1 protein-coding gene is annotated in these 204 nt (G+C 70.6%); it reads left to right on the forward strand.

Features of this window, described 5'->3' with window-relative positions; all coding sequences use genetic code 11:
* On the forward strand, positions 1 to 204 hold a 204-nt coding region (locus ACNAW0_RS31045), incomplete at both ends, for a YciI family protein (protein WP_416291584.1).

Raw genomic sequence — 204 nt, forward strand, 5'->3', positions numbered from 1 at the left:
GGCGACTTCGCGGCCCGGCTTGAGGGGACCGGCGAGTTCGTCGACGGTCAGGCGCTCGCCCCCGAGGGGACGTTTGTCCGGTACGACGGTGAGGGGCGTCCGCCGGTCACCGATGGCCCGTTCGCCGAGACCAAGGACCTCATCGCCGGTTGGATGGTGATCGACGTCGACAGCTACGAGCGGGCCGTTGAGCTGGCCGGGGAG

Source organism: Micromonospora sp. SL1-18 (genome assembly GCF_047921505.1).
Taxonomy (GTDB): Bacteria; Actinomycetota; Actinomycetes; order Mycobacteriales; family Micromonosporaceae; genus Micromonospora.